The following is a 24803-nucleotide window of genomic DNA, read 5'->3' as shown; positions in this document are numbered from 1 at the left end:
TTATCCCATGACACAGAACCTGACGCCGCCGGGGCATGACTGCCCCTTATGTCCCCGGTTGGTGGATTATCGCCTGCGCAACCGCGCGGCCTTCCCTGACAAATTCAACGGGCCGGTGCCGTCCTTCGGCGGCCTGGACGCCCGCCTGCTGGTGGTGGGCCTGGCGCCCGGCCTGCGCGGCGCCAATTTCACCGGCCGTCCCTTCACCGGCGACTACGCCGGCGACCTGCTGTACGCCACCCTGCTGAAGTTCGGTTTCGCCACGGGCCAGTATCTGGAGCGGCCGGATGACGGCCTGACCCTGGTCGACGCGCGCATCACCAACGCCGTCCGCTGCGTGCCGCCCGAGAACAAGCCTACGCCGGAAGAATCGCACACCTGCCGCCCCTTCCTGGTGGCGGAACTGGAAGCGATGACCAGGCTCAAGGCCGTAGTGGCCCTGGGCTCCGTCTCCCACACCAGCGTCATCCGCACGTTCGGCCTGCGGCAGGCGGCCCACCCCTTCGGCCACGGCGCCCGGCACAACCTGGGCGGCGGGGTGACACTGTTCGACAGCTATCACTGCTCCCGCTACAACACCAACACCGGCCGCCTGACCGACACCATGTTCGAGGATGTGTTCAAGGCCGTGCGCCAGTACCTGGGCACCTAATGCGAAAGGCCGGAGTAAAGACCCCGGCCTTTTTTTATGTTCCGTATTAGCCCTTGGCCCGCATCAGGCGCGCCTTGTCGCGCTGCCAGTCGCGTTCCTTTTCCGCCTCGCGCTTGTCGCCCTTCTTCTTGCCCTTGGCCACGCCGATCTCGACCTTGGCGTAGCCGCGGTCATTGAAATAGATCGACAGCGGAATCAGGGTGACGCCGTCGCGGCGGATGGAGGCGAACAGCTTGTCCATCTCGCGGCGGCGGACCAGCAGCTTGCGCGCCCGTTTGGGCTCATGCTGGAAGAAGCGGCCGGCCAGCTGGTACTCCGGGAAATGGGCGTTGATCAGGTACAACTCCCCATCCCGCTCACCGGCATAGGACTCGGCGATGCTGACCCGGCCGGCGCGAAGCGACTTCACCTCCGTCCCGGTCAGCATGATGCCCGCCTCGATCGTTTCGGTAATGAAAAAATCGAAGCGGGCGCGCCGATTTTGCGCGGCGTATTTATGTTCGTCGGCACGTGCCATGGCGGCTATCCGGCCCTTTCCCTCAGCTCAGCAGGCCAGCGTGGACCAGGGCCGCGCGCACCAGCTCCTGAGTCGCCGGCGTGGTTTCCACTAGCGGCAGGCGCAGTTCCGGGCGGCACAGGCCCAGCAGGCTGGCGGCGTACTTCACCGGCGCCGGGCTGGTCTCCACGAACATGGCGTGGTGCAGCGGCATCAGCAGGTCGCGGATGCGGGCCATCTCCGCCAGGTCGCCGCGCACCCAGGCGTTCTGCATCTCGGCGCACAGACGCGGCGCCACGTTGGCCGTGACGGAAATGCACCCCACCCCGCCCTGCGCCAGGAAGGCCGTGGCGGTGGCGTCCTCACCCGACAGCTGGATGAAGTCGGCGCCGACTTCGAGCCGTGTGCGCAACGGCCGCACCAAATCAGCGGTGGCGTCCTTCACGCCAACGATGTTAGGCAACGCCGCGAGGCGGGCCATGGTGGCGATCGACATGTCGATCACGCTGCGGCCGGGAATGTTATAAATGATGATGGGCAGGTCGGCCGCATCATGGATGGCTTTGAAATGCTGGTAGAGACCTTCTTGCGTCGGCTTGTTGTAGTAGGGCGTCACCACCAGGGCGGCGTCGGCGCCCACGGCCTTGGCGTGCTTGGTCAGGCTGATGGCCTCGGCCGTGGAGTTGCTGCCGGTGCCGGCGACCACGGGAACACGGCGGTCGGCAACCTCGACACACAGCTCGACCAGGCGGCGGTGCTCCTCATGGCTCAGCGTCGGCGACTCGCCGGTGGTGCCGCAGGGGACCAGGCCGTGCGTGCCCTCTTTCACCTGCCAGTCCACCAAGGCCTGGAAGGCGCGCTCGTCCACTTTGCCGTCGGCGAACGGCGTGATCAGGGCGACGAGGGAACCGGCGAGGGCGGGCGTGGCGGTGGTCATCTCTGCAATCTCCGTGGGCATTCGACCCGAAAGGCGCGAACCTTAGCGGCCCGGCACCTGGGTGACAAGCGACGAGAGAAGGCCCCCTGGCCCCCGTTCCGGCGGGGGCTGGCCGCCTTGATCCTGCCGCTTTCCCTGCTGTGCGCGCCGATGGCGGCCATGGCCCAGTCCTCCAGCGATATCAGCACCTACCGCGCCGCCTTCAAGGCGGCCGACAGGGGCAAGTGGGCCGACGCCCACAAGCTGGCCGAGCGCGGGCATGACCCGCTGGTCGACAAGGTCCTGACCTGGATGGATCTCGGCCGCGCCGACACCGATGCCAGCTTCCAGGAGCTGACGGACTTCATCGACAAGAATCCGGATTGGCCCGGCTTGGCGGCCCTGCGGCGCAACGCCGAAATCCGCATGCCCAATTTCGGCGACACGCCGACGCGCGACTGGTTCGACAAGCACCCGCCCCTGACCACCACCGGCTTCATGCGCTACGCCGACAGCCTGCTGAACCTGGGCGACAGCGAGAAGGCCATCGGCCTGATCCGCGACCGCTACATCAAGGGCAACTTCGGCGTGGTGGACGAGCGGACGTTCCGCACCAAGTACGTGGCCATCCTGCGCCCCGCCGACCATTGGGCCCGCCTGGACCGCCTGCTGTGGGAGAACGACGAGGAGGACGCGCGGCGCATGCTGCCCATCGTCGACCCCGGCCACCAGGCCGTGGCGCTGGCCCGCCTGGCCATGGCCGACATGGACCCGGGCGTGGAGCGCCTGCTGCAGCAGGTGCCCGCGCCGTTGATGAGCGAACCCGGCATCACCTACGAACGGCTGCGCTGGCGCCGACGCAAGGAGATGGACGCCGGCGCGCTGGAGATCCTGGAGAATCTGCCCAAGGACGCGGGCCCCAAGAATGCCAATGGCGAATTGGGCCATCCCGAGGCTTGGTGGACGGAACGCCACATCCTGGCGCGCCATCTGATGGACCAGGGCCAGATGCAGCGCGCCTATCGCCTGGCGGCCAACCATGGCGTGACCGACGGCCTGGGCTTCATCCAGGCGGAGTTCCTGGCCGGCTGGCTGTCGCTGCAGTTCCTGAACAAGCCGGAACAGGCGCTGGACCACTTCACCCGCCTGTATGAGGGGGTCTCCTCCCCCGTCGGGCAGTCGCGCGGCGCCTATTGGGCCGGCCGTGCCTGCGAGAAGCTGGGCAACCCGGAGCGCGCCCGCCAGTGGTATGAACTGGGGGCCCGCTATGGCAGCACCTTCTACGGCATGATGGCGCAGGAGAAGCTGGGCCAGACGGAAGCCATCCCCATCGCCCCCACGCCCTCCGCCGACGCCCGCGCCAAGTTCGAAAAGAACGAGCTGGCGCGCGCCGCCCGTCTGCTGGACAAGGTTCTGACCGAGGACGACGACCGTGTGGACCTGTTCCTGCGCAAGCTGTCGCAGGACGCCAGGACGCCGGACGACTTCGTGCTGGTGGCCAAGGCGGCGCTGGAAATGCACCGCCGCGACCTGGGCGTGAGCATCAGCCGGCTGTCGTTGAACAAGGGCATCGTGCTGGCCGACGCGGGCTATCCCATCGTCTCCAGCCACCTGCCGGCCCAGCCGGAACCGGCACTGATCCACGCCCTCATCCGCCAGGAAAGCAGCTTCAAGGTCGATGCGGCCAGCGGCGCCGGCGCCCTGGGCCTGATGCAGCTGATGCCGCCGACGGCGCAGCAGCTGGCCAGGCGCGAGGGCATGAAATACACGGTGGCCAAGCTGACCCACGACCCCGACTTCAACATCCGCGTGGGCAGCGTGTTCGTGCAGGATCTGCTGGACCGCTTCGGCGGCTCCTACATCCTGGCCATCGCCGCGTACAACGCCGGCCCTGGCCGGGTGGCCAACTGGCTGCGCGACTATGGCGATCCGCGCATCGAGGCGGTGGATCCGGTGGACTGGATCGAGACCCTGCCCTTCTACGAGACGCGCAACTATGTCCAGCGCGTGCTGGAGAACCTGCACGTCTACCGCATCCGCATGGGGGGGCGCCAAATGCCCATGACCACCGATCTGAAGCGGGGCACGGCCGGTTGATGTCCAATCGGCAACAGTATTTTGGTTAATTCGCGCAAAAGGTTAGGGGGGAAACCCTCAGACCCAATGTTAACTTGCGATTAACGACGAACGCCATATCCTACCCGGGTAAACAGTTCCCGGTAGGTACGTGCTATGGCCTCTGTTCCCCTGGCTCCGCAGCCGCTTCCCGCCGCCCTGTTGCGGGCAGCCGTCATTCATCATCGCCTGGTCGACGCCTTCATCCAGCTGACCCGGACTGAACTGGCGCGTCAGCGCGATGATTACGCCCGCGACAGCCTCAATGAATTGCTCGACGTGCTGAAGGCCCAGCTCGCCGTTTACGGACCAGACGCTGTAATCCCCCCGCCGGCAGGGACGCCGACGGGGATGGAACCCGCCAATCTGCCCTAAGCTACGCGATCAGGAGGTGCCGGGCCCCGGCACCCACGGAAGAGTGGCGCGAGTCGGCGCGCATACCCGTCCGCGCCTGAACTTTTCGGCCGTGATACCCCTGTCATCCCTGCCTCTCTCCGGTGTCCGAGATTGTTACGGGGACTAAAAAGATGAATACTATTGTATTCTCTCAGCTAAACAGCTCTAAAGAAGGAAACAGCGGGGAAAGGTAGAGTGTGGGGAGACAATGCCAGTTGTCAGCGCCAAGGCGCCTTCATACTCTCGCCCCAATTCAGGCTTCCTACCTTAGTAGGTTATGCTGTCGTCCCATCCGATGAACTCAGATGGCGCGTCATCGACTTGGAGTAGTGCCCATGCCCCGTAGGACTAAGAACACGGTTGTTGCCGAACTTGAAGGCAAGATTGAGAACCACGTCGCCAGCCGCATCCGTTTGCGCCGCGGTCTTCTGGGGATGAGCCAGTCGGATCTGGCCCGCGCCTTAGGCATCACCTTCCAGCAGGTGCAGAAATACGAGCGGGGTTCCAACCGCGTCTCGGTGGGCAAGCTGTATCGCCTGGCCGAAATCCTCGACGTGCCGCTGACCTTCTTCTTCGACGACCTGGAGAGTGGCGCCGACCGCCCCGCCCCCACCAGCTTCAGCGCGCCCGATGAGGGCTCGCCGCTGCTGTCGCGCCGCGACCTGGATCTGCTGCGCGCCTGGCGCAATGCGCCGGCGGACATCGCCGACTGCGTCGCCGGTCTGCTGCGCGCCGTGTCGCATGATGATGACGGTACCGAAACCGCCCCGGCCGCCACCTCCACCGCCGCCTCCGGTGACGGCGTAGAAGACGCCGGCGGCGATGCCAAGCCCGCCCGCCGGCGCCGCGGCGCCGTCTGGGACCCGGCTGACATGTATAAGGCCGCCAAGCCGCCCAAGCGCGGCAAGTCAGCCCCCACGCCGCCGTAAGGCGCCAGGACACGATCCCTTCATGGGGATGGCTTCAGGTCGAAGACGGGCGCGGCGGGCAACTGCCGCGCCCGTTTCGTCTCAAATCAGGCAATTGGACATGATCGACTTCACTATCGCGTGATCCAAGCGGCCTAACCTTTCCCCCCTTGCGGCCCATCCATCGCCCGGCGTATCCGCTCGTAAAGCGAGGTGCGCGCCAGGGCGGCGTCCAGGCGGTCGAGCATCGACATCACGTCCGCCACCTCGGCGTTGAGTTCCACCGCGACCACGTCCATCGCCGCCCAGACGGGCGCCAGTTGGCGGTACAGCGCCCGCCCCTGGTCGGACAGGTCAAGCCGCCGGCTACGCGCGTCCCGAGGGTCCGCTTGCGCCTGGATGAGGCCCGCCGCCTCCAGGGAGCGGCGCGTCTGGCTGACGGATGGCTGGGTGATGCCCAGGGCCCGCGCCAGTTCCGCTACCGACGCCGGCCCCTGCTCGGCCAGATGTTCCATCACCCCCCACCACCGCTGTTCGAACACGACCCCCAGGTCGGCGTAAACCCGGCCGGCGTCCTGGTCCATGCGTTCGACCAGGCGGCGCAGACGGCCGCCGATGGCCAGGGGGCCGCGCTTGCGGGTGTGATCCGTCGCCATCGGTTCCTCATTCTTGCATTTACATAGGCGCCTAACTAATATCAGCGCCATCCGGGATTGGATATCACCTGGATGCGAAAACAGCGAAGGGGGGATCATGCGACACGCTTCCGGCATGCCGATGGGGCGCCGTGTTCGGGCCTTGGCGCTTCTTTGTGGCTCGACCTTGGGCGCCTTGGCCTTGGGCGTCCTGACCTCGGGCGTCCTGGCGCTCGTCCCTCCCCCGGCGACCGCGCAGCCCGCCGTCCAGGCCAGTTATTCCCCCGACCAGGTGCTGGCGGACCTGGACATGCTGTATCAGCGGTTGAAGGCCGACGCCTTCGACCTCTACGCCTTCACCCCGGAGGCGGAGATGGACAGCCTCTACCAGACGCTGCGGGCGGGGATCACGGGGCCCATGACGCGCACCGAGGCCGAGGCGCGCTTCCAACGCCTCGTGGCGATGGCCCACCAGGGGCATGCGCGGGTCGAGGGCGTCTACGGCGCCTGGGCGGCCTACCGGAAGGCGGAGGGGCGCGCGTTCCCCTTCATGGTCCGCATCCGCGATGGCCGCCTCCATATCGCCGCCAATCTCAGCGACGTTCCACATCTGCCCCGGGGCAGCGAGATCCTGGCCATCGACGGGGTGCCGGCGGCACGCTGGCTGGAGCGCACGCGCGCTCATGTCTCGGCCGAGACGACGGCGCTGGCGGACAGCATCCTGGAATATGATTTCCCCATGTACCTCTGGGTGGAGGTCGGCGCCCGGTCCGGTTTCAAGGTCCGCGTGAAGACGGCCGACGGCGACGCGTTCGACACTGACGTCGCCGCGCGAACGGCATCGGAAATCGCGGCGGTTGCCAGCCGGCAACCGCCCCGCCTGGACCTGGAGCATCCCCTGCGGGACGCCCGGATCCTGGCCAATGGCGTCGGCTATCTGCGCCCCGGCCCGTTTTATAATGAGGCCGCCAGGACCGGCGCGGACGAGTGGGATGTGACCGCGTTCCGGACGTTCATCAACAACGCCTTCGGCATGTTCGCGGCCAAGGACGTGCACCGTCTGATCATCGACCTTCGCGGCAATCCCGGCGGCGACAGCCTGTTCAGCGACGTCATGGTCTCCTGGATCGCCGACCGGCCCTATCGCTTCTTTTCATCGTTCAAGATTCGGGTCAGCGCCGACGCCGTCACGGCGAACCAGGACCGCATCCTGCACGACGCGGTCGCCGCTGGCCCCATCTCCCGCCGCTTCGCGGATTTGTACGCCACGGCCCATCCTGGCGTCGTCGTGGACTTCACCCTTCCGGAAACACAGCCCAATCCGGGCGGACGGTTTCAGGGTACGGTATACGCCCTGATCGACCGGCACACCTATTCCAATGGGGTGGCCGTCGCCGCCACCATCCAGGACTATGGGTTCGGCAAGGTCCTGGGGGAGGCGACCACCGACATGGCGACCGCCTATGGCGCCATGGAACGGTTCACCCTGCCCGCCACCGGCATCACCGTGGGCTTTCCCAAGGCGCACATCGTGCGGCCCAACGGCGACACGCGGCCCCGGGGGGTGACGCCGGACATCGCCATCCCGGCGCCGTTGATCGAAACGCCCGACGACGCCATGCTTCAGCGCGCGGCAGAGATCGCCGCCACGGGCCCAGCCCGACACTGAAAGTCCGGCTCAACCCTTCTTCACGAACTCCGCCCGCAGCACCAGGCCCTTGATGGTCTCGTGGCGGCAGTCGATCTCCTGCGCGTCGCCGGTCAGGCGGATGGACCGTATGACCGTGCCGCGCTTCAGCACCTGGTTGGCGCCTTTCACCTTCAGGTCCTTGATCAAGGTGACGCTGTCGCCGTCGGCCAGCAGGTTGCCCACGGAATCCCGCACCTCGACTGTACTGGCCGCCGCCGCGTTGGCCGCCGCTTGGCTGGCCAGGATCCATTCGCCGCTGGCTTCGTCGTAAACGAACTCTTCATCGGCCGAACTGTTCATTGGGAACCTCAATCTCTGGGTATGAGCCACCGTCGCCCGGGAACGCCGAGACGGCGCGGGCGCGGTAGCGTGGGTGGGCCTATCGCTTGGCCGGTGGATCAGGGCGCCGGCACGCCGCCGGGAAGGTAGCGGACGGACCGGCGGCCGTCACTCCCGAAAGCCCCGCCAGTGCTACACTGGCCGCACAACGGCGTTGCTTCATTCGGGAGCCCCCTCATGACCGACCTTCCCCAGGACCTCCAGGGCACGCGTGTGCTGATCTGCGCGGCGGAGGGGCCGCTGCTGACCAGCGACCAGGACGCGGTGCCCCTGATCGGCCTGGCGTGGGAACATGGGGCCCGGGTGGTGGCCATCCCCCTTAGCCGCTTGGGCGCCGGCTTCCTGACGCTGGCCACGGGCCAGGCGGGAGCCGTCATCCAGAAGTTCGCCAACTACCAGCTGCGCCCCGTCATCGTGGGCGACGTCAGCGCCTGGACGGCCGGCAGCGGGGCGTTGCGAGATTTCATCTACGAAGCCAACCGGGGCCAAGTCGTGTGGTTCGTGGACGATCTGGCGACCCTGGAACGGCGGCTGGCGCCTTGAATGGCCGGCATCGTTATGCGGCCGAAACCAGAAACGACAAAGCCGCCCCGAAGGGCGGCTTGTCCGTTCACTTAGCCCATGACGTGGCTTGCGCTAAGTGATGGCGGAGGGGATGGGATTCGAACCCACGGTACCAGTTTCCCGGTACGACGGTTTAGCAAACCGTTGCCTTCAGCCACTCGGCCACCCCTCCGTCCACCGACTGTCGTCGGCGGTTCGCGTATGTACTCGGGCGGCGGCCCCCTTGTCAACGATAACGGTGAGGGAAAATCGCCGGAAAATGAAAAGGGGGACCGACCGGCCCCCCTGCCCACGCCATCCCCGGGAAAACCCCGGTACGGCACGCCATTTTTCCTGCCGGACCAAGGCGCAAGGGCCCGGTCCTAACCTTAAGCCTGCGCTTCAGCCCTTCAGCTTGGCGGTCAGGATCTCGTTCACCAGGGCGGGATTCGCCTTGCCCTGGGTGGCCTTCATGACCTGCCCGACGAAGAAGCCGAACAGCTTGTCCTTGCCGCTGCGGAACTCCGCCACCTTGTCGGCGTTGGCCGCCATCACGGCCGCGATGGCCTGGTCGATGGCGCCCGTGTCCGTCACCTGCCGCAGGCCCTTCTCCTCCACGATCTGGGCGGCGGGCTTGCCCGTCTCCAGCATGTCGGCGAACACCTCCTTGGCGATGCGGCCGGAGATGGTGTTGTCGGCGATCAGGTCGATCAGGCCGCCCAGCGCCGCGGCGCTGATGGGCGAGCTGTCGATGTCGGCACCCGTCTTGTTCAGGGCGCCCAGCAGGTCGCCGATGACGAAGTTGGCCGCCATCTTGGGATCGCGGCCCCGGGCCACCTCTTCATAGAAGTCGGCGCGCGAGCGTTCGGCCACCAGCACGCCGGCATCATAGACCGGCAGCTTATAGTCGGCCATGAAACGGGCCTTCTTCTCGTCCGGCAGTTCCGGCAGGGTGCGCTTGATCTCCTCGACCCAGGCGGCGTCCAGTTCCAGCGGCAGCAGGTCCGGATCGGGGAAGTAGCGGTAGTCGTGCGCCTCCTCCTTGGAGCGCATGGACCGCGTCTCGCCCTTGTTCGGATCCCACAAGCGGGTTTCCTGCACCACCACGCCGCCATCCTCGATCAGCGCCACCTGGCGCTGGGCCTCGTACTCGATGGCCTGCTGGACATAGCGGATGGAGTTGACGTTCTTCGTCTCCGTCCGGGTGCCATACTTCTCACCCGGCTTGCGCACCGACACGTTGATGTCGCAGCGCATGGAGCCTTCCTCCATGTTGCCGTCGCAGGTGCCGAGATAGCGCAGGATGGTGCGCAGCTTGCGCAGGTAGGCGGCGGCCTCCTCCGGCGTCCGCATGTCGGGTTCCGACACGATTTCCATCAAGGCCACACCCGACCGGTTCAGGTCGATGTAGGTCTTGGTCGGATTCTGGTCGTGCAGGCTCTTGCCCGCGTCCATCTCCAAATGCAGGCGGGTGATGCCCACCTCGCGGGTGGAGCCGTCCGCCAGGTCCAGCACGATGGTGCCATGGCCGACGATGGGCTGCTGGAACTGGCTGATCTGGTAGCCGGAGGGCAGGTCGGCATAGAAGTAGTTCTTGCGGTCGAAGACCGAGCGCAGGTTGATCTGCGCCTTCAGGCCCAGGCCCGTGCGCACCGCCTGCTCCACGCAGACCTCGTTGATCACCGGCAGCATGCCGGGGAAGCCCGCGTCCACGAAGCTGACTTGGCTATTGGGCGCGGCACCGAAGGCGGTCGCCGCCCCGCTGAACAACTTGGCATTGGAGACGACCTGGGCATGGACCTCCAGCCCGATCACCACTTCCCATTCGCCCGTCTCGCCTGCAATCCGATAAGCCATCGTCTTCGCCATCAAGTCCAATCATGGAGTGAGGGGTTTTCATGGCCGGAATCGCGTAAAAACGCAACCGGCTTGGGCGACGGTGCAGCCCGGCGCCCACCAGGGCCGTCCCCATGGTCGCCCCGAATCACCCACTAAAAGTTGCGGCGAGAGAGTCGTTATTTTATTTTCAATGGTGAATAAGTATGGAAATTCGGCGCGGAAATTAAGACATCATCAACCGGTTGCCCATTACCTACGGCTTAACTCTTTCCGTAACAGGATCGTCACGATGCTCCAGTCCCTCAAGATCGCCCACAAGCTGGGTCTGGCCGTCCTGCTTTTCCTGGTTCCCGTGGGCTACCTGCTGTACGCCTTGATCGCACAGCAGCAGATATCCATCGACTTCGCGGCCAAGGAACTGGCCGGCACCGCCTACCTCAGGGGCTTGCAGACCATCCAAACCCGGCTGGCCGCCGCGGAAACGGGCGGGGCCGCGGTGGATGCGGCCGGCAGCGCCACCACGGTGCGCCAGTTGCAGGCCGCCTGGGGCCAGGACATGGAGAGCGCCGCCAAGGCGGATGAGCTGGTGGCGGCCCTGGGTAAGAAGGACGGGGGCAGCAGCCCCGCCACCCGTGCGGCCTTGCGCGCACTGATCGCCCAGATCGGTGACAAGTCCAACCTGATCCTGGATCCGGACCTGGACAGCTTCTATGTCATGGACATCGTCCTGGTCAAACTGCCCGACCTGCAGGACCAGACCACGGGTCTGCGGGCGGTGACGCATCAGGCGGGAGACAACAAGGTGGACCTGTTCGTCGCCCTGGGCGGGGTCAAGTCCCTGCTGTCCGGCGTCGATTCCTCCGCAACCTCCGCTTACGGCGGCAATGCCGATGGCAGCGTGAAGAAGGCCCTGGAGGCCCCGGTCGCCGCCCTGCAGAAAGCCGCCGCCACGCTGACCGCCGGCGCCGAGAAGGGCAGCGTCGCCGACGCGGAAACGCTGTCGGCGCTGAAGACGCAGGATGCCCTCTACACGGCCGCGTCGGCCGACCTCGAGCGCTTGCTGAACGCGCGGATCAGCGGCTTCAAGGCGACGCAGCTGCGCGTGTTGCTGATCTCGCTGGCGCTGTTCGCCGTCGCCGGCGGCGCCGTTTACCTGGTGGTGCGCCGCTTCGTCATCATGCCGCTGAGTGACCTCACCGGCGCCATGTCGGGTCTCGCGCAAGGCCGCCTGGACACCAGCATCGCCCACGCCGACAACGGGGACGAGGTCGGCGCCATGGCCCGTGCCCTGGTCGTCTTCAAGGAAAACGCCCAGCGCACCCACGCGCTGGAAGCGGCGCAGACCCTGGAACAGGAAAAGCGGCTGCGCCGCCAGCAGGCGCTGGAAACCCTGACCAAGGATTTCCAGCTGGCCATCAGCGCCGAGTTGCGTGGCATGGCCGCCGCCGCCACGGAACTGGAGGCCACCGCCGGCTCGCTGGCCAGCCAGGCCGACAACACCGCCGCCCGCACCCAGGCCGCCGACGACAGCGCCGCCCGCGCCACGGCCAACACCCAGACGGTGGCGGCGGCGACGGAGCAACTGGCCGCCAGCAGCAACGAGATCGGCGCGCAGGCGGAGCAGACGGCCGCCACCACCAAGACGGCGGTGCAGGAGGCGGAGCACGCCCGCAACGTGGTGGATGAGCTGGCCACCGTGGCCGAGAGCGTGAACGAGGTGGTGCGCTTCATCCAGACCATCGCCGCGCAAACCAACCTGCTGGCGCTGAACGCCACCATCGAGGCGGCACGCGCCGGCGAGGCCGGCAAGGGGTTCGCCGTGGTGGCGACCGAGGTCAAGAGCCTGGCCAACCAAACGGCACAGGCGACGGAAGACATCCAGGCGCGGGTCGGCGGTGTGAAGGCCGCGGCCGACAACGCCATCGGCATCATCAACCGCATCGCCACCACCATCGGCGTCGTCGATGGCAATTCCGGCGCCATCGCCGCCGCCGTCAGCCAGCAGAGCGCCGCCACCAGCGAAATCAGCCGCAACGTCGCGGAGGCCGCCGCCCGTACGCAGGAGGTGACCGAGTCCCTGACCCTGGTGCGGGACAGCGCGGAATTCACCAAGGAAGCCTCGGGGCAATTGCTGGTCGCGGCCAACGAGTTGTCGCGGCAGTCGGAACAGCTGCGCACCGACGTGGAACATTTCCTGGTCGCCATGCAGACGGCCGAGGATCGCCGCCAGTTCGACCGCCACGACATCGACCTGCCGGCCCGCGTGGGGGCGCCGGGGGCCGCCCTTTCCGGTCCCGCGACGCATCGCCTGGTCAATATCGGCCGGGGTGGCTGCGCCGTGACCGGCCCCGCCATCGGTGGCGCCGGCCAAGAGGTCGAGATCGACGTGGATGGCCGCCGTTTCCGGGGACGCGTCACCGCCCAGGAGGGCGACACCACGCGCGTCCAGTTCCGCCTGACGGACGAGGCTGCCCAGGCGGTGGATGCGCTGGTGGCCCGACACCGGACCGCAGCCTGATCAGGCGTTTTTTTCAGGCCGTGTAATACTCTGTGAAAGATTGGGTTACCAAACCGCTCGACTCCAACCGGCCTGGACTCAGTACCCATAAGTATAGTTCTGGAAATGTGCGGTTAATCCTAACGATTTCTTCAGGCTAGCTGGCGAAGATGGCCGCCGGAGAAATCGTGAGGTCGGGATGCGTTTTCAGAATTCGCCGCCATTTCCCAGCAACGGCGACATCCTTCCCGCCCCTTTCCCCTGGCGGCTGCCAGGCGCCGATGGCGTGCCTGGCGGCTCCAGTCGGCTCGCCCTGCTTTTGCCCGTGCTGATTTTGGCATTGGCGCTGGTCGGCGGCGCGGTGGTCGCCCGGCTCACCGATGCCCATAACCGCGCCCTGGCCGCCGACAGCCTGTCGGCGCGCGCCGGCGAAATGACGGAAGACCTGCGCCAGCAGCTGACACTGTACCAATACGGCCTGCGCGGCGCCCGCGGCGCGGCGGTCGTCGCGGGGCTGGATTCCCTGACCGTGGATCAGTTCCGCCGCTACAGCCAAACACGCTCCCTGGAGACGGAATTCCGGGGGGCCGCGGGTTTCGGCATCGTGCGGCGGGTGCCGGTCGCCGAAGAGGAGGCCTTCATCAAGCGGGAACGTCTTGGCGGGCGTCCTGGATTCCGCATCTGGGAACTCAGGCCACACGATGGCGAACACGCCGTCATCCAGTTCGTGGAGCCTGAAGGCGTGAACGCCACCGCCGTGGGCCTGGACATCGCCTCGGAGCCCGCGCGCCATGCGGCCGCCATAGCCGCCATGCGGTCGGGCGAACCCCGCCTGACCGCCCCCATTTCCCTGGTGCAAGCCCCGGGGGACAACAGCGGATTCCTGCTGCTGCTGCCCATCTACCGGCAAGGGGCGGATCTCACCACGCCCGACACGCGCGGGACCGCGACGGTGGGATGGGCCTATACCCCCTTCCTGATCAGCAAGATGATCGCTGGATCGGAACTGATGCGGGCGGATGTCGGCTTCACCCTCAGCGACGTGACCGACAGCGCGGACACCCTCCCCTTCTACCAAACCCCCGTCCCCGCCATAGGCTTCGTCGATGCCTTGGTCCATGATAATCGCCTGTCCATATTCGGCCGCCAGTGGCTGATCCATTACCAGGCGACGCCCGTCCTGCGGCAGGCCCTGAACCTCACGCCGCCCCTGCTGGCGGCAGGCCGGGTCGGCGTCGCCGGCGTCCTTCTGGCCCTACTGTCGCACCTCTACATGGCAAACCGCGCCCGCCGGCTGGCCGCCGGCCAGGAGCAGGCCCGCCAGACGGACATGCTGGAGCGGGAGGTCAAGGCGCGCACGGCCGACCTGGCACAGCGGGAGGCCCGGTTCAAGACGCTGACGGAGCTGTCCACCGACTGGTATTGGGAAACCGACGCCGAGGGCCGCTTCACCGCCATGTCGCAGGGCGTCTCACGCATCGGGCAGGATCACCGGAGCCTGATCGGCAAGACACGGCGTGAGCTGTCGGCCAACGCCACTGATCCGCGCCTGGGCCAATATGAGGATTTAGTCCGCCGCGGACAGCCCTTCCGCGACCTGCGCTATGACCTGATGGGCAACGACGGCGCCTTGCGTCATATCGTCATCAGCGGCACCCCCATCCTGGACGCCGCGGGCGCCTGCATCGGCTATCGCGGATCAGGGCGCGACGTCACCGAACAGCTGCGGGCCGAAGAGGCCCTGCGCGCCACCTCCTCACGCCTGGCCTTGGCCACAAAGGCCAGCGGCATCGCCATCTGGGAATACGACGTGGCCACCGGCCGCCTGGATTGGGACGAGCAGATGTTCCAGCTCTACGGCGCGCGGCGCGACGGCGAGGATTGCTTTTCCATCTGGCGGGCCCACTGCCAGCCGGACGATGCCGCGCGGGTGACGGCGGAGTTCCGGCGCGTGCTCGACGGCGGCGCCGACCTGGACACGGAATTCCGGGTCGTACGGCCCGACGGCGGCGTACGCCATGTGAAGGGCGCCTCGATCACCGACAGGGACGCCGACGGCCGGCCCATCCGCATCATCGGCGTGAACTGGGACATCACCGAGATGCGCGACCGTGAGGCCGCCCTGGTCGCGGCCCAGACCGCCGCCGAAGCGGCCAGCCGGGCTAAGACCGATTTCCTGGCCAACATGAGCCACGAAATCCGCACCCCGATGAACGCCGTCCTGGGCCTGACCCAACTGCTGGCCGATTCCAGGCTGTCCGCGCAGCAGCGGAACTTCGTCACCAAGATTTCCTCGGCCGGCCGCAGCCTCATGGCGCTGATCAACGACATCCTCGATTTCTCGAAGGTGGAGGCGGGACGGCTGGATCTTGAGCATGCGGAATTCCCGCTGCCCGACCTGGTGGACGGACTGGTGTCGCTGGTGTCGGTCAACGCGGAGGAGAAGAAACTCGCCCTGGCGGCCACCATCGCGCCCCACACGCCGGTGACGGTGGTGGGCGACCGCCTGCGCTTGCAGCAGGTTCTGCTGAACCTGCTGGGCAACGCCATCAAGTTCACCCAAGTCGGCAGTGTGATGCTGGATGTCCGCACCGTCGCCTGGCCCCGCTCGGATCGGGTGGCGCTGCGTTTCTCGGTGACCGACAGCGGCATCGGCATTCCCGCCCATGCCATTCCCACCCTGTTCAGCGCCTTCACCCAGGCCGATAGCTCGACCACCCGCCGCTATGGCGGCAGTGGCCTGGGGCTGGCCATCAGCAAGCGCCTTGTCACCCTGATGGGGGGCGAGATCGGGGTGGAAAGCCAGCCCGGCGCCGGCAGCACCTTCTGGTTCATCGTGCCCCTGGACGTGGCGTCGCCGGCGCGCACGGCGAGCCAGGCGACCCGGACCGCGCCGCCGCCGGACGCCACTGCGAGCGCCCCCCGGTCGCGACGGCCGAAGCGGCTGAAGGGGCTGCGCCTGCTGATGGTGGAGGATAACAGCATCAACCAGGAGGTGGGACGGCAGATCCTGGAGCGCGAGGGGGCCAGCGTCACCATCGCCGCCGACGGCGCACAGGCCCTGGCGCGGCTCCGGGCCCAGCCCGGCTCCGTGGACCTGGTGCTGATGGACATGCAAATGCCGGTGATGGACGGTTATGAGGCCACCCGGCTGATCCTGGAGGAAGCCGGCCTGGCCACGCTACCCGTCGTGGCCCTGACCGCCGGCGTCCTGGATGCGGAACGCACCCGCGCCTACGCGGCCGGGATCACCGACTTCATGACCAAGCCGTTCGACCTGGACCAGATGGTGACCACCATCCTGCGCCACGCGCCGAAGGTGGCGGCACCACGCCGGGGTCGGGTGGTGGCCGCGCCCACCTCGTCGCCCAGCGCCCTGGCGCGCCTGCGCGCCATCCTGCCCGATTTGGACCAACGGCTTGAAGCCCTGGGCCTGCAAGACAGCGAGGATCTGTACGTCAGCCTGGTCGAGCGGTTCGTACGGGAATTCGCCGGCGCGGCGCAGGAACTGCGCCAGGCGGTGGCGGAGGACAGGGCCGCCGACGCGGCCCGCCAGCTTCACACCCTGCGCGGCACGGCCAGCCAGATCGCCGCCGGCGGCGTGGTCACGGCCGTGGCGGCGGCGGAACATGCGCTGGCGCACGAGAATTGGGCGGTGTGGGATGCCAGCCTCAACATACTGGCGACGGCCATGGGCAAGCTGGCGGCGGCCGTGAGGTGACAGCCGCCGCCGCGCCTGGAATTTAAACCTGCTGGATGGCCGACAGCAGCCAGCGGCCGCCATCCGCCCGCACGAAGGTCCAGAGTTCCTGAACCTCCTCCGCGTGGCGGTCATCGCCGGACACGACGCGGCCGGTGTTCTCATCCACCGTCCAGTCGCGGGCGCGCCAGCGCAGCAGGGCGGTACAATAGGTGCGGCCGTCCTCGTGCCAGCTTTCCACCACGTCGCCCTTCACCAGCTGGACGTCGGCCACCAGATTGCGGATGCCCCGGCTCTGGTTCTCCGTCATCTCCTCACCGTAATAGGACAGCATCTCCGGCGTCAGGTGGCGGCGCAGGGCCGTCAGGTCCCCCTTGCTCCAGCTGTCCATGACGCCGGTCAGGATCTGCTCGAACGCCGACAGGTCCTGGCCCTGCATCTGCACGCCGATGGCGGGCACCGGCGGCGGGGGCGGCACCGAGGCGGAACCGCCGAAGGGCGACGCCTGATAGGGCGCGTCCTGGGGCGGGTACAGCTCGTACGTCATGCCCGAGGCCGGCGCCGCGCGCGGGCCGCTGATGGCCATGCGCACCAGGCGGTAGATCAGGTAGGCGATGCCCAGCATGATCAGCAGGCGCATGAAACCGCCAAAGGCCCCGCCCGAGCCGCTGCCATAATCGCCGCCCACGCCGTAGCCATGGTGGCCGAACAGCGAGTTGTACAGGCTGGCGCCCAGGAAGCCGCCCATCATGCCGGACAGGAAGGGATGACGCTGGGTGAAGCTGGGCTGGGAGAATCCCGGCTGGGCGAACGGCTGCTGGAAGGCCGGGCGCGGCTGGTAGGCCGGTGCCGCGGGCGCGGCTGCCGGTGGCGGGGTGATGCTGCGCTGGATGGGCTGGCCCGTCACCGAGGGGGTGGCGGGCGTGGTGTAGGTCCGGCTGCCGCGGCTGCCGGAACTGGAACTGCGGCCCGGGCGGGCGTCGGCAGCCAGAGGCGCCAAGGCCATGGACACCGCCAGGAGGGCGGCGACCGCACGCGAACCAAACCGACCGAACATTCTCTCTCCCCCTAAACAATGGGACCGATCTTTCAGTCCCACCCAAATGTGGCCACCCTAATGTGGGCCCCTTTTGCAAATTTGCGAGGGCCACTGCCGCACGAGCACGCCATACCGCTTTTCGGCGGCCCGCGACAGACGGGACCTTTGCCCGCAGGCCTTCCCCGTGTCTAGACTGCAGGCAAGCCCGGGCCGGCACTGCGGGGAAGCGCCGGACGCCGGGCAACAACGAAACCAGGGGTAATGGGGGTTCCTACACATGCCCGCACCGAAGTGGAAGCTGGCGGCCCTGCTGGCCGGCACGGCCATGGTCTTGCTGACCACGCACATGGCCATCACCAGCACGCCCGCCAACGCTGGCGACAAGCCGGCGGCCGATCAGGCCAAGGGCGACGACAAGGCCAATGGCGACAAGGCCGGGGGCGACAAGGCCGGGGGCGACAAGGATTGGACGCCCAAGCACTTCACCGTCGACCGTAGCGGCACCTTCAACGGCAAGCGCGTGGACTACCAGGTGCTGGCCGGCGAAACCCACCTGGTGAACGACAAGGAGGAGGACGCGGCCACCGTCTTCTCCACCGCCTATGTGAAGAAGGGCGTGAAGGACGCCACCCAGCGCCCGCTGATCTTCCTGTTCAACGGCGGGCCAGGCTCCGCCAGCCTGTGGCTGCACATGGGCGCCTGGGGCCCGAAGCGCGTGGACGTGCCCAGCGACGCCACCAGCGCCGGCAGCCCGCCCTACCCCCTGAAGGACAATCCGCAAAGCCTGCTAGACGTGGCCGACCTGGTCTTCATCGATCCGGTAGGTACCGGCTACAGCCGCCTGCTGCCCAAGGGGGACGAGAAGGACTATTACGGCGTGAAGCAGGACGCCCATTCCATCGCGCAGTTCATGCGCCGCTGGCTGACCGACCACAAGCGCTGGAACTCCCCCGTCTTCATCGGCGGTGAGAGCTATGGCGGCATGCGCATCGGCGCCCTGCTCCCCGAATTGCTGGAAAATGGCGCGCCCGTGGGCCTGAACGGCCTGATCGTCATCTCCGGCGCCGTGGATTATGGCGCGTTCGAATTCAATCGCGGCAACGACGTTCCCTACCCGGCCTTCCTGCCGACCTATGCCGCCGTGGCCTGGTACCACAAGAAGATCGCCGACACCTCCATGGGGTTCGACGCCTTCATGAACCAGGTACGCAAGTTCGCGGTGGAGGAATATCCGGTGGCCCTGCTGAAGGGCAACCGCATGACCCCGGCGGAGCGCAAGGGCGTGATCGACAAGCTGGCGCGCTTCACCGGCCTGTCGCCGCTGTACCTGGACCGCACCAACCTGCGCATCCGGGACGTGCGCTTCGCCAAGGAACTGCTGCGCGACCAGGGCAAGGTGGTGGGTATCTATGACGGGCGCTACACCGGCCAGGAATACGATTCGGCCGGAGACCAGGCGGAAAGCGATCCCTCCGGCTATAGCGTGGGCGCCGCCTTCGCCACCACGCTGCAGAGCTATCTGCTGAGCGACCTGAACATCAAGATGGACCGGGAGTACCGGACCAGCGGCGACGTGGGCAAGAATTGGGACTGGAAGACCTGGGGCGATGAAGGCGGCGGCTACGCCAACGTGGCGCCCTGGTATGGTGACGCCATGCGCCAGAACCCCAAGCTGAAGGTGTTCATGGCCAGCGGCTGGTACGACATCTGCGTGCCGTTCTTCTCCAACGAGAACGCCATGAACGCCAACGGCGTGCCCACCGACCGGGTGACCTTCAGCTATTACGAGGCCGGGCACATGATGTACCTGAACCGCGCCGCCCTGGATAAGCTGACCGACGACGTCCGCCACTTCGTCAAGGCGGCGGCGCCGGGGGCCAGCGAGTAAGACCGGTGGCCGGCGGGGCGGTCAGCGCCACCCCGCCGCCGCGCGGGCCGGCTTCAGGCGCATAGGGTGATCCGGATTGCGCCGCAGGAATCCGGACACCTCCTTGAGCGTGGCCGGCAGCGGCTCCGCTCCGGGATGCGAGCGATAGCTCCAGAACCGGTAACCCCGCCGCCACAGCGCTTCCACCTTCCGCCATTGGGCGACGTCAGTGCGCTTCGGCGCCTTGAATGAGCGCCCCATCAGGCATAGACCCCCGCCGCATGCGGGACAAGATCGCCCACCCTCCCCCACGCCACCAAACAGCACGGGCAGTTTCCAGGAACGCCGGCAGGCGAAACAGGCGTGGGCGATCAGGTAGCGGCTGACGAAGGGCGCCGTCACATGGCTTCCGTTTTTCGGGATCATCATCAAAGCCACGGGTTCAGGATTGACACGCCCGTGCGGGCGTAATCCGTCACGTCGCGTGTCACCACCGTCAAATCATAGTGCAACCCCGTCGCGGCGATGATCAGATCAGGCTGCGTATAGGTATGCCGCGCTTGTCGACCTGATTCTACCAGCAGGCGCCACTTCAACATCACGTCTTCACTAATAGGCAGCACGCGGCCATCGAACATTGGGCGCAGCTTGTGCGTCAGCCAAGCCGTCAGCTCCGACCTTTTGCCGGCATCGGCTGCCTGCTCAATGCCAAAGCGAATCTCCGCCAGCGTCACGGCGCTGATAAAAAGAGTATCAAGTGGCTGGTCAGCCACGAAGGCAACGACCTTCCTGTCCGGCTTGGGCCGACGGAGTTCGGACAAGACATTGGTGTCGAGCAACCAGCCCGTCATAGAACGACATCACGCACTGGCATCACCATGCGCTCGACGTCAAACTCCACATCCGGATGTGGACACGCCTGGAGCACGTCCACCAAGGCCTGCCCGGAAAGGCTTCCCTTCAGCCGGCGGAACTCCTCCGCCGAAATAACGACCACCTCGTCGCGACCGTGCACCGTGACATGCTGTGGGCCATCGCTTTTGACCCGACGCACCAGCTCACTGAAACGCGCCTTGGCATCCTGTAAAGGCCAGCGATCATCAAGCCTTGGCGCCCCACGTGTTTCTCGCGTCATGTCCGCCTCGGAAAACTGGTCTGCCTGACTATTATATCAAGATGGACAGAACCAAGCCAGTCACGGCTCCATCAAATCCAGCGCGCGGCTGAAGTCGAAGCCGCGCACCGACTGGATGAAGTCGTCGGCGCGGGGGGCCGGCAGGGCGGTGCGCAGCAGGTGCAGATTGCTCTCGACCAGTTCCTCGGCCTCGGGATCGTTGTCGGCCAGCAGGTCGCGCAGGCGTGCCAACAGGGCCGCGGCCCTGGCCGGGTCGGCATCCGGCGAGGCCGGCGGCGCCGGGGCCGGTGCGTCCTGGGCCAGCCAGCGCTCGATACCGGCCGCCACATCCTCCAGCAGCGGGGTCAGGATGGACACCGTCCGCTCCGGCGCGGCACCGCTGCGCAAGGCGGCCTCCACCGCCGCCGCCGCGCGCTGCACCTCGCCGGCGCCGATGGTGCCGGCGACGCCCTTCAGGGTGTGGGCCAGCCGCTCCGCCGTGGTGGCGTCGCCGCTGCGCCAGCGGTCCAGGATGGCGGCGGGGGTGGCCCGCTGGTTGGCGGCGAACTTCTTCAGGATGTCGGCGTACAGCGCCCGCTTGCCGCGCACCCGCCGCAGCCCCTCCTCCGCGTCGATGCCGGGGATGGCGATGGCGCGCTCCGGCACCGGCTCAGCTGGCTTGCCCATAACAAACGGCAGGGGGACAAGCGGCAGGGCGCGCGGCCCCGCCGCCTCGGTCCTGCCTTGCCCCCAACGCGCCAGGACGGCGAACAGCTGGTCGGGATCGATGGGCTTGGAGACATAGTCGTTCATGCCCGCCGCCAGGCAGCGTTCCCGGTCCGAGGCCATGGCGTTGGCGGTCATGGCGATGATGGGCAGCGTCGTCTCCCCCATCTCCCGGATGCGGCGCGAGGCCGTCAGGCCATCCATGACCGGCATCTGCACATCCATGAGCACGGCGTCGTAGTGCCGCGCCGCGATCCTCTCCAGCGCGATGGCGCCGTTCTCCGCCAAATCGACGCCGACGCCTACGTCGGTCAGCAGCTCGATCGCCACCTGCTGGTTGAAGTCGTTATCCTCCACCAACAAGACGGACAGTCCCTGCAAGGCTTCGAAGTCGGCGGGCAGGTCGCCAGCCCTGGCCTTGGGCTCCGCCGCCTCGGTGCCGGCGATGGCGCGGATCACGGCGTCGAACAGGACGGAGGAGTTCACCGGCTTGATCAGCACGTCCTCAATGCCGCTCCGCTCCGCCGCGCGGCGCACGTCGTCGCGGCTGTAGGCCGTCACCATGATCAGGTGCGGCGGATGGGCCAGGCCCAGCGCGCCGATGCCCCGCGCCGTCTCCATGCCGTCCAGATCCGGCATCTGCCAGTCCAGGAAAGCCACGTCATATGGCGCCCCGGCGGCGGCGGCCTCCTTGACGGCGGCGATGGCGGCGCGGCCGTCCGCCGCCCCGTCCACCCGGAAGGACATGGAGGTCAGCATGGCCGACATCACCCGGCGGGCGTTGCGGCTGTCGTCCACCACCAGCACGCGGCGACCGCGCAGGTCGGGCCGGGGCAGCAGCGGCTGGCTGGCCGACACCCGCCCCAGCTTGGCCGTGAACCAGAAGCAGGAACCCTTGCCATAGTCGCTGTCGACACCGACGGCGCCGCCCATCAGCTCCGCCAACCGCTTGGAAATGGCCAAGCCCAGCCCCGTGCCGCCGAAGCGACGGGTGGTGGTGGTGTCCGCCTGCTCGAAACTGCGGAACAGCCGGGCCTGCTGTTCCGCCGTCATGCCGATGCCGGTGTCCGCCACCTGGAACAGCAGGGTCACCGAGGCCTCATCCTCCTCGATGGCGCGGATGTTGATGGAGATGCGGCCCGTCTCGGTGAATTTGACGGCGTTGCCGGCGAAGTTGATGAGGATCTGCGCCAGGCGCAGCGGGTCGCCCATAAGGTTGCCGGGCACCGCCGCGTCCACGTCGAAGACGAACTCCAGCCCCTTGGCCGCTGCCCGTTCCGACACCAGGTTGGCGACACCGTCTAGAACCTCATCCAGCCGGATCTCCACCTGCTCGATGGTCAGCTTGCCGGCGTCGATCTTCGAGAAATCCAGGATGTCATTGATGATGCCCAGCAGGTGCTGGCTGGACCGCTGGATCTTGGTCAGGTAATCGCGCTGGCGGGGGGTGAGGTCGGTCTTCAGCGCCAGATGGCTCATGCCGATGATGGCGTTCATCGGCGTGCGGATCTCGTGGCTCATGTTGGCCAGGAAGTCCGCCTTGGCCTGTGACGCCGCCTCGGCGGTATGGCGGGCTGCCTCCAACTCCACCGCGCGGGTGCGGGTCATGGCGACGATGCGGCTCAACAGTGCCACGCCGGTGCCGACACCGGCATACAGCCCCTGGTCAGTGATCAGGAAACCTTCCGTCAGCGCCTTGGGATGGTCGCTGGCGATCATGGCGCTGACGTCGTCCAGCGGCGTATCGACATCCACGCACAGGTAGGGCCGGCCCAGCATGAAGGCCACCGGCCGGCGGCGGTAGAGTTCGGACTTGATCTGATGGGCGAAGGTGGACAACAGGAATTCGCGGGCGATAAGCCCCAGCACCCCGCCCAAGTCGTCCACAACCGCAACGCAGGGCAGCAGCGGCGCGCCCAGGAAGATCTGCACGACGTCGCCGCAGGGCGTGCGCTCGCTGATGCCCTGGGCGGGCTGCAGGATGTCGCGGGCGCGATAGACCACCGGCATCGCCGCCGTGGCCTCGCCCGTCGCCATCCTCTCCGCGCCCGCAGTGTCCATATGCAGCCCCTGCGTCAAGCCGGGCCTCCCCGATCCCTTCTTCACTCTTGCTCTTTCACCGGCCCTCGGCCGCCATAGCCAGATAATCGCGCTTCCCGTCCAGGAAACCGTCCTGGTCGGCGAAGCGCTCGGCGATGGCCCGGAATTCCCCTTCGATCTCCAGGAAGGCCTTGACGATATCGGGATCGAAATGACTACCCGAACCGTCGGCGATGATGGCCGCCGCCTGCTCGTGCGGCATGGGGTCCTTGTAGACGCGGCGGCTGATCAACGCGTCGTAGACGTCGGCGACGGCCATCAGCCGCGCGGAGATAGGGATGGCATCCCCCGAGAGCCCCTCAGGATAGCCGCTGCCGTCCCACTTCTCATGGTGGGAATAGACGATTTCCTTGATGCAGGTCAGGAACTCGACCGGGGCGCCCAGCGCGTCCTCCGCCGCCTCGATGGCATCACGACCCAGCGTGGTGTGCCGCTTCATGATCTCGAATTCCTCGGGCACGTAGCGGCCCGGCTTCAGCAGGATGCGGTCGGGGATGCCGACCTTGCCGATGTCGTGCAACGGCGCCGACTTGAACAGGGTGTCGATGCGGCTGTCGGTGATGTAGCCGGCGAAGCGGGGATGGTGGCGCAGCCGGATGGCCAGGGCGCGGACGTAGAACTGGGTGCGGCGGATGTGGTTGCCCGTTTCGGTGTCGCGGGTTTCCGCCAATGAGGCCAGGGTCATGACGGTGACGTCCTGGATGGCCATGATCTCCCGTGTGCGGCGGGCCACCTCGGCCTCCAGGAAGTCGGCCTTGTCGCGCAGCAGGTCGGCGATGGCCTTCAGCCGCAGATGGGCGCTCACGCGGGCCAGAACGATGGGCGGGCTGATGGGCTTGGTGATGTAATCGACGGCGCCCAGGGCTAGGCCCCGCTCCTCATCCGCCACCTCGTTGCGGGCGGTCAGGAAGATAACGGGGATGTCGCGCGTGGCCGAATTGGCCTTCAGCCGGCGGCAGACCTCGTACCCGTCCATGCCGGGCATGACGATGTCCAGCAGGATCAGGTCTAGGCTGGGGTGGGCGGCGATGACGGCCAGGGCCCGCTCACCGGAATTGGCCACACGGACGTGGTAATCGTCCTTCAGCAGGCCGCTCATGATCTTGAGGTTGTCAGGCGTGTCATCGACGACCAGTATTTGCGGCCGCGTCTTCTCCGCAATCACGGGACTATTGTCTTCCCACATCGGCCGTCGCCCACTCGAGAGGTGCCCCCGCTGGCGCCCCCACCT

The 24803-nt window shown here is 67.2% G+C and carries 20 protein-coding genes and 1 tRNA gene; 9 read left to right on the top strand and 12 right to left on the bottom strand.

Translation table 11 applies throughout. The features are described 5' to 3' along the window. Window positions 1-7: 7 nt before the first annotated feature. Window positions 8-652, top strand: a complete 645-nt coding sequence (locus FBZ88_RS04760) for a uracil-DNA glycosylase (protein WP_145615641.1) — start codon at window positions 8-10, stop codon at window positions 650-652. 46 nt (window positions 653-698) lie between these two features. Here the strand turns inward: FBZ88_RS04760 and smpB are convergent, their stop codons facing one another. Next, on the bottom strand, window positions 699-1169 hold the full coding sequence (gene smpB / locus FBZ88_RS04755) for an SsrA-binding protein SmpB (protein ID WP_004272619.1): 471 nt from the start codon (window positions 1167-1169) through the stop codon (window positions 699-701). A gap of 22 nt (window positions 1170-1191) precedes the next feature. Beyond that, window positions 1192-2085 carry a 4-hydroxy-tetrahydrodipicolinate synthase gene (dapA, locus tag FBZ88_RS04750; RefSeq protein WP_145615640.1) on the bottom strand — a complete coding sequence of 298 codons (894 nt, stop codon included), beginning with the start codon at window positions 2083-2085 and terminating at the stop codon, window positions 1192-1194. A gap of 117 nt (window positions 2086-2202) precedes the next feature. Here dapA and FBZ88_RS04745 point away from each other — a divergent pair, with 117 nt between their 5' ends. From FBZ88_RS04745 to FBZ88_RS30115, 3 genes are all read left to right on the top strand, one after another. Continuing rightward, a complete protein-coding gene (locus FBZ88_RS04745) occupies window positions 2203-4161 on the top strand; it encodes a lytic transglycosylase domain-containing protein (RefSeq protein WP_246138494.1) in 1959 nt (652 codons plus the stop codon). A 135-nt stretch (window positions 4162-4296) separates the two neighbouring features. Beyond that, window positions 4297-4554: a hypothetical protein gene (locus tag FBZ88_RS04740; RefSeq protein ID WP_145609467.1), complete on the top strand. Its 258-nt coding sequence runs from the start codon at window positions 4297-4299 to the stop codon at window positions 4552-4554. A gap of 356 nt (window positions 4555-4910) precedes the next feature. Then, window positions 4911-5504 (top strand): helix-turn-helix domain-containing protein, encoded by a 594-nt coding sequence (locus FBZ88_RS30115; protein WP_186464201.1) that lies wholly within the window; start codon window positions 4911-4913, stop codon window positions 5502-5504. 134 nt (window positions 5505-5638) lie between these two features. Here FBZ88_RS30115 and FBZ88_RS04730 read toward each other — a convergent pair whose 3' ends face one another. Beyond that, a complete protein-coding gene (locus tag FBZ88_RS04730; RefSeq protein WP_186291098.1) occupies window positions 5639-6139 on the bottom strand; it encodes a MarR family winged helix-turn-helix transcriptional regulator in 501 nt (166 codons plus the stop codon). 97 nt (window positions 6140-6236) lie between these two features. On the opposite strand from FBZ88_RS04730, the gene FBZ88_RS04725 reads away from it, so the two are divergent. After that, entirely contained in the window at window positions 6237-7787 is a 1551-nt protein-coding gene (locus tag FBZ88_RS04725) for a S41 family peptidase (protein WP_145615639.1), read from the top strand. Window positions 7788-7796: 9 nt separating this feature from the next. On the opposite strand, the gene FBZ88_RS04720 is transcribed toward FBZ88_RS04725, so the two are convergent. Continuing rightward, window positions 7797-8108 (bottom strand): alkylphosphonate utilization protein, encoded by a 312-nt coding sequence (locus FBZ88_RS04720; protein ID WP_145615638.1) that lies wholly within the window; start codon window positions 8106-8108, stop codon window positions 7797-7799. Between the two features lie 216 nt (window positions 8109-8324). On the opposite strand from FBZ88_RS04720, the gene FBZ88_RS04715 reads away from it, so the two are divergent. Then, window positions 8325-8690: a DUF4180 domain-containing protein gene (locus tag FBZ88_RS04715; protein WP_145615637.1), complete on the top strand. Its 366-nt coding sequence runs from the start codon at window positions 8325-8327 to the stop codon at window positions 8688-8690. A gap of 101 nt (window positions 8691-8791) precedes the next feature. Here FBZ88_RS04715 and FBZ88_RS04710 read toward each other — a convergent pair. Then, a tRNA-Ser gene (locus FBZ88_RS04710) sits at window positions 8792-8883 on the bottom strand. A 209-nt stretch (window positions 8884-9092) separates the two neighbouring features. After that, a complete protein-coding gene (gene gatB, locus FBZ88_RS04705) occupies window positions 9093-10547 on the bottom strand; it encodes an Asp-tRNA(Asn)/Glu-tRNA(Gln) amidotransferase subunit GatB (protein WP_145615760.1) in 1455 nt (484 codons plus the stop codon). Window positions 10548-10818: 271 nt separating this feature from the next. Between gatB and FBZ88_RS04700 the strand changes: the two genes are divergently transcribed. After that, window positions 10819-13047 (top strand): methyl-accepting chemotaxis protein, encoded by a 2229-nt coding sequence (locus FBZ88_RS04700; protein ID WP_145615636.1) that lies wholly within the window; start codon window positions 10819-10821, stop codon window positions 13045-13047. Window positions 13048-13225: 178 nt separating this feature from the next. Further along, on the top strand, window positions 13226-16747 hold the full coding sequence (locus FBZ88_RS04695; RefSeq protein ID WP_145615635.1) for a CHASE domain-containing protein: 3522 nt from the start codon (window positions 13226-13228) through the stop codon (window positions 16745-16747). Window positions 16748-16769: 22 nt separating this feature from the next. Here the strand turns inward: FBZ88_RS04695 and FBZ88_RS04690 are convergent, their stop codons facing one another. After that, window positions 16770-17732 carry a Tim44 domain-containing protein gene (locus FBZ88_RS04690; RefSeq protein ID WP_145615634.1) on the bottom strand — a complete coding sequence of 321 codons (963 nt, stop codon included), beginning with the start codon at window positions 17730-17732 and terminating at the stop codon, window positions 16770-16772. A gap of 310 nt (window positions 17733-18042) precedes the next feature. On the opposite strand from FBZ88_RS04690, the gene FBZ88_RS04685 reads away from it, so the two are divergent. Next, window positions 18043-19653: a S10 family peptidase gene (locus tag FBZ88_RS04685; RefSeq protein WP_246138493.1), complete on the top strand. Its 1611-nt coding sequence runs from the start codon at window positions 18043-18045 to the stop codon at window positions 19651-19653. A 21-nt stretch (window positions 19654-19674) separates the two neighbouring features. Here the strand turns inward: FBZ88_RS04685 and FBZ88_RS04680 are convergent, their stop codons facing one another. Genes FBZ88_RS04680 through FBZ88_RS04660 form a run of 5 tightly spaced genes read right to left on the bottom strand, consistent with a single transcriptional unit; the run spans window position 19675 to window position 24758 of the window. Continuing rightward, the gene (locus FBZ88_RS04680) at window positions 19675-20064 is read right to left on the bottom strand and encodes a hypothetical protein (RefSeq protein WP_211102515.1); all 390 of its coding nucleotides are present in this window, start codon (window positions 20062-20064) and stop codon (window positions 19675-19677) included. Then, window positions 20061-20471, bottom strand: a complete 411-nt coding sequence (locus FBZ88_RS04675) for a type II toxin-antitoxin system VapC family toxin (RefSeq protein ID WP_211102514.1) — start codon at window positions 20469-20471, stop codon at window positions 20061-20063. The genes FBZ88_RS04680 and FBZ88_RS04675 overlap by 4 nt, the downstream gene beginning before the upstream one ends. Before the next feature lie 8 nt (window positions 20472-20479). Continuing rightward, a complete protein-coding gene (locus tag FBZ88_RS04670) occupies window positions 20480-20767 on the bottom strand; it encodes a type II toxin-antitoxin system Phd/YefM family antitoxin (RefSeq protein ID WP_145615631.1) in 288 nt (95 codons plus the stop codon). 60 nt (window positions 20768-20827) lie between these two features. Then, entirely contained in the window at window positions 20828-23533 is a 2706-nt protein-coding gene (locus FBZ88_RS04665) for a response regulator (protein ID WP_211102513.1), read from the bottom strand. Between the two features lie 55 nt (window positions 23534-23588). Continuing rightward, complete coding sequence (locus FBZ88_RS04660; RefSeq protein ID WP_145615630.1) at window positions 23589-24758, bottom strand: response regulator; 1170 nt, start codon at window positions 24756-24758, stop codon at window positions 23589-23591. Window positions 24759-24803 lie beyond the last annotated feature (45 nt).

Source organism: Nitrospirillum bahiense (assembly GCF_007828025.1).
Lineage (GTDB): Bacteria > Pseudomonadota > Alphaproteobacteria > Azospirillales > Azospirillaceae > Nitrospirillum > Nitrospirillum amazonense.
The sequence above is the reverse complement of the archived record's forward strand: the minus strand, read 5'-3'. Positions and strand labels throughout refer to the sequence as shown.